Origin of the sequence: Microbispora sp. NPDC049633 (genome assembly GCF_040675265.1) — a bacterium.
GTDB lineage: Bacteria > Actinomycetota > Actinomycetes > Streptosporangiales > Streptosporangiaceae > Microbispora > Microbispora maris.
In genome coordinates this window covers 1-4605 of the sequence record NZ_JBFAOO010000333.1, presented here as the reverse complement: position 1 = coordinate 4605, position 4605 = coordinate 1, and the positions used below count along the sequence as shown (strand labels likewise).

Sequence of the window (4605 nt, the reverse complement as noted above, 5' to 3'; positions counted from 1 at the left end):
CAACGACGTCGGCCTCCTCGCCGAGGAATACGACCCCAAAACAGGCCGCCAACTCGGCAACTTCCCCCAAGCCTTCACCCACATCCACCTGATCCACACGGCCCAGGCGCTGAGCGGCACGAACAGGATCACGGCAGGTCGTACCGGGTCCTGATGGACCTGGCCTCCTCCTCCGTCACCTCCGGCGGGGTTCGGGCCAGCGCCTGCCGCAGTTCGGACAGGATCCGCTCGGCAGAACCCCGCACCCGCGACCGGTTCTGGGCGAACTCCACGTCGAAACGCCGCGCCGCCGGTCCGGTCCACACCGTCCCGTTGTGGAAGTACAGGTACGGCCCCTCGACGGCCTTCTCGATCTCCCCGACGAGAGGCTCGGCCGTCCGCAGTGCCTCCCCCAGCGCCAGATACAACGGATTGGGCACCAACGCCGCCATCAGCCGGTCAGCCCTTCCCCGAAACGGACGGACTCGCCGGCGGAGCACTCGCGTCCGTGATCAGCCTGGGCGCGATCAGCTTCATCAGCGCCAGCACGTCAGCCGCGTTGTCCCGCCCCTCCACGCCCATCTCCAACGCTATGTTGATCTCCGCCTTGCCTCGTACGAGATGTGCGAACGCGGCGTTGTTCTCACCGCTGGCACGCCTGAAGTACGCACCGACGGACCCCGGGACGATCTCGGGGAGAGGTGTGGCGCCGGAATCAAGCTGCTCGTTGACCTCGGCCGCATAGCCACCGGGCGTGAGGTCGACATGGAGCACCTGCAAGCGGTCGCCTCCTCGTTGGTAGACAGCGCAGCTTCCGGCACCGCCACCGTCGGCGACCGTCAGGTCGAAGAAGCCTCGCGCCAGCGGATCACGCATGCCCGTCATGAGTTCCACCGCCCGACGGGGAATGTATCCGCACAGGTAAGGCGGCTCCGCGACCGTCGGCATCGGGGCGAGGTCGGTCATGTCCACGCGGTTCTCACCCTGCTGGCAGGAGACCAGCCCGGTCAGTGTGCACAGCAAGACCAACAGGAAGGGTGACCACCTCCGCCTCATGCCGCATACTGCGCAAACGCGTGGAAGAAGCCCTGATCAAGGCGATCTTCGACGTCCCTCCAAGGCTTCCCCGACAGGCCGTCGTACAGCCATCGCTCGTAGGCCTCCACCCTGCGGTACTTGTCCGTGCTGTTGGTGGCCGTCTTGTCGGTCATCTCGTCCATGGTCATCAATGTCCGGCCGTCGTCTTTGAGGAAGTTGTTGGGATTGCCGCGAGGATCGTCTCCAATCTCCAGACCTTCGAGCGAGGCCCAGGGATGCGTCTTGGCGGGCGGCTCGGCCGGGCCGAAGGCGCCGTGCTTGAGCATGGCCTGGGCGGTGAGATCATGCAGGAGAGTCCTGGACTGGTCGACGGCGGCGTTCGCCTCGCTGCGAGCCTTGCTTTCCGCGTCGCCCTTGGCACTGTCTTCGATGATGCCCGTCCAGGCCCCGATCAGGTCCGCGGTGATCGGCCAACCCCCCTTCTTGGGAAAGACCAGAGCGGTGTTGACTCCGGCCATGAAGATCTTCATGTTGCGCTCCTGCGCCTCGTCCAGCTCCTTGCCTGCCTCGATCTTCGCCAACCCCGCAGCATCAGTGATCATGCCGAATCCCGCTCCCGCCCGCTCGGCGTTGGTCAGCAGCGTGTCCCGGTCCCCTTCCCGCATCCGGGCCGCCCCGTGGTCGAGAAGAAGGCTCGTGAATGCCGTCTGCGCGGCCAGGACTGGAGTGAAGGCCGCCGAATCCGCGAATGCCTCGCGCATCACCCGGCGCAGTTCCTCCCGGCCGAACTGAGCTCCCCACGGATCCTTCCCCGGCACTCCGGGATTGTCCGCACCGGAGACGCCAACGGTCATCGGATTCTCCCGATTCTGCGCCACGCGGTCGATGTCGCTGATGTAGCCGGCGAGGATGCGGCCGGTGGTGACGGGTTTGAGAAACGAAGGGCGGCCCGCTTCGATGCGTCCGGCCTCGATGTGGACGAGCTCCGAGGTGAGCTTGGCCGACAGGTAGCCGCGGGAGGGGTGTTGCGGGGAGCCCTCGTGGTCGCGGAACGTCAGCGTCGCCGCTTCGAGCGCCTTGCCCAGGGCCGTGCCGCCGTCCCCCAGCCCGCGTTCGGTCAGGTAGCGCTTCAGCATGGTCGGGTCGCCCGTGAAGAAGTCCTGCGCGGCGGCGGGATCGCGGCTCAGCGCCTCCATGACCGTACGCATCACCCCCGGGTCCGAGCCGACCGGGAACTTGGCCATCTCGCGGTCCCACGCGTCGAGCTTCCCGGCCACCGCCGTCAGGAACCGGGTGTCGTATCCCCCCTGCTTGAGGGCGAGCGCGACCGCGAGCCCGTCCTGCCAGCCCACGCGGAAGCCGGAGGTCAGCTCGTCGCGCCAGGCGTCGCCGAGCCGCCGGCTCGCGGTGCCGAGCTCCGACCCGAGCGCGGCCTGCAGCCGTTGCGTCTTCCGGCCGCCGCCGTGCTCGGCGGTCTGGACCATGAGCGTGCGGAACCCGGCCGCGCCCAGCGTGGTCATCAGCGCGGTCGTGAACGCGGCGTCCCCTTTCCGCTTCTCCAGCGCCGCCAGCGTCCTCTCGTCGACCTCTCCGCCGGCGGCGGCATCCGTCAAGGCCGTCACCGCGGCGTAGACGTCCGGATCGCGGCCGGCTCTGCCGTACAGGGCCTCGTCGAAGGCGCTCAGCCCGCCCGGGACTGCGGCCGAGGCGGCCCACTCCGTCTGCTCCGCGCGGATCGTCGCGCTGCGCCTGCGCAGGTCGGGACGGGTGGCGGCGATCCAGTTGCGCATCTCGCGTACGGCCGCCAGGCCCGAGGCGTCGAGGCCGAGGCGTCGCAGGGCCCGGTCGAGGACTTGTTCGTTGCGGCCCATCACGTCCTCGGCCCGCCCAAGCCCTTTCTCAAATTCATCCATTGAGGCCGGATTTATCCCGGAATAGCCGTCATTAATTGCCGCGATCGGGGACGGCTGAGGCGTCGGCGAAGGCCGGGGCGCGGGCGCGTCTCTCGTGGTCACGGGCGCGGGCGACGGCTGCGGAGCCGGTGACGGCACCGACGGCGGATGAGTCATGAGAACGGCGGACTCCAGCACGATCGGCGGAAAGCGGCAGAGGAAAAGATTACGTTCGCCTTCCCGCGACAGTAAAGCCATTCAATTGCAGGCGATCAAGGCGCGGATGTGGGGGACGGCGCGAGCCGGGTAGCGTGACGGCATGCGGATCGAGGACTACGCCCTCGTGGGCGACATGCAGTCGGCCGCCCTGATCGGGCGGAACGGCTCGATCGACTGGCTGTGCCTGCCGCGGTTCGACTCCCCCTCCTGCTTCACCCGCCTGCTCGGCGACGAGTCCAACGGCTTCTGGCGCCTGGCCCCGGGGGGACAGGAGCAGGCCACGCGCCGCGCGTACGTCGAGGACACACTCATCCTGGAGACCTTCTGGGAGACGCCCACGGGCGCGGTCAAGGTGATCGACTTCATGCCGCCCCGGCACGCCAACCCCGACCTCGTACGCGTCGTGGAGGGCCTGTCCGGGACCGTGGAGATGACGACGGAGATCCGCATCCGCTTCGACTACGGCCGCATCGTGCCGTGGGTGCGGCGCACGGGAGGGCACCTGCACGCCGTCGGCGGCCCCGACTCGGTCTGGATCCACTCCCCCGTCCATCTGCGCGGCGGCGACTACCGGCACGAGGCCACGTTCACCGTCGCCGCCGGGGAGCGGGTGCCGTTCGTGTTCACCTGGCATCCCTCCCACCAGTCGGAGCCGGAGCGGATCGACCCGCTGGAGCAGCTCACCGAGACCAGGCTCCTGTGGGAGGAGTGGGTCTCCCGGTGCGGCTACCGGGGTCCGTGGCGCGACGCCGTCGTCCGCTCGCTCATCACGCTCAAGGCGCTCACCTACAGCCCGACCGGCGGCATCGTCGCGGCGCCGACCACGTCCCTGCCCGAGCACCTGGGCGGCGTGCGCAACTGGGACTACCGCTACTGCTGGCTGCGCGACGCGGCGATGACCCTCGACGCGCTGACCAGTTCCGGGTACGTCGAGGAGGCGGACGCCTGGCGTTCCTGGCTGCTGCGGGCCATTGCGGGCCGCCCCGAGGACGTGCAGGTCCTGTACGGCGTGGCCGGCGAGCGCCGGCTGCCGGAGATGACGCTCGACTGGCTGCCCGGCTACGAGAACTCGGCCCCCGTGCGGATCGGCAACGGCGCGGCGACCCAGCTGCAGCTCGACATCTACGGGGAGTTCGTCGACGCCCTCTACCAGGCGCGCAAGCAGGGCATGGGACCCGACGACCACGCCTGGGCCCTGGTCACGAAGATCATGGAGTTCTTCGAGCACAACTGGGACCAGCCCGACGAGGGACTGTGGGAGGTGCGCGGCCCCCGCCGCCACTTCGTCCACTCGAAGGTCATGGCCTGGGTCGCGGCCGATCGCATGGTCCGCGTCATCGAGGAGCTGGGCCGGCGCGGCGACGTGGAGCGCTGGCGCGCGCTGCGCGACCGGATCCACGCCGAGGTCTGCGACAAGGGCTACGACCCCGAACGCAACACCTTCACCCAGTCCTACGGCTCACGCGAACTGGACGCC

Annotated in this window: 5 protein-coding genes; 2 read left to right on the top strand and 3 right to left on the bottom strand. The window is 69.1% G+C overall.

Features of this window, described 5'->3' with window-relative positions; genetic code table 11:
- Nucleotides 1-154, top strand: a 154-nt coding sequence (locus AB0J39_RS38240; RefSeq protein WP_363473911.1) for a glycoside hydrolase family 15 protein, incomplete at its 5' end; no start/stop codon positions are given.
- Here the strand turns inward: AB0J39_RS38240 and AB0J39_RS38235 are convergent.
- From AB0J39_RS38235 to AB0J39_RS38225, 3 genes are all read right to left on the bottom strand, one after another.
- A complete protein-coding gene (locus tag AB0J39_RS38235) occupies nucleotides 129-431 on the bottom strand; it encodes a hypothetical protein (protein ID WP_363473909.1) in 303 nt (100 codons plus the stop codon). The two genes, AB0J39_RS38240 and AB0J39_RS38235, sit on opposite strands and share 26 nt — an antisense overlap.
- A 7-nt stretch (nucleotides 432-438) precedes the next feature.
- Entirely contained in the window at nucleotides 439-951 is a 513-nt protein-coding gene (locus tag AB0J39_RS38230; RefSeq protein ID WP_363473907.1) for a hypothetical protein, read from the bottom strand.
- An 80-nt stretch (nucleotides 952-1031) separates the two neighbouring features.
- On the bottom strand, nucleotides 1032-3167 hold the full coding sequence (locus AB0J39_RS38225; protein ID WP_363473905.1) for a hypothetical protein: 2136 nt from the start codon (nucleotides 3165-3167) through the stop codon (nucleotides 1032-1034).
- Between the two features lie 61 nt (nucleotides 3168-3228).
- Here AB0J39_RS38225 and AB0J39_RS38220 point away from each other — a divergent pair.
- The coding region (locus AB0J39_RS38220; RefSeq protein WP_363473903.1) for a glycoside hydrolase family 15 protein at nucleotides 3229-4605 on the top strand (1377 nt) is incomplete at its 3' end.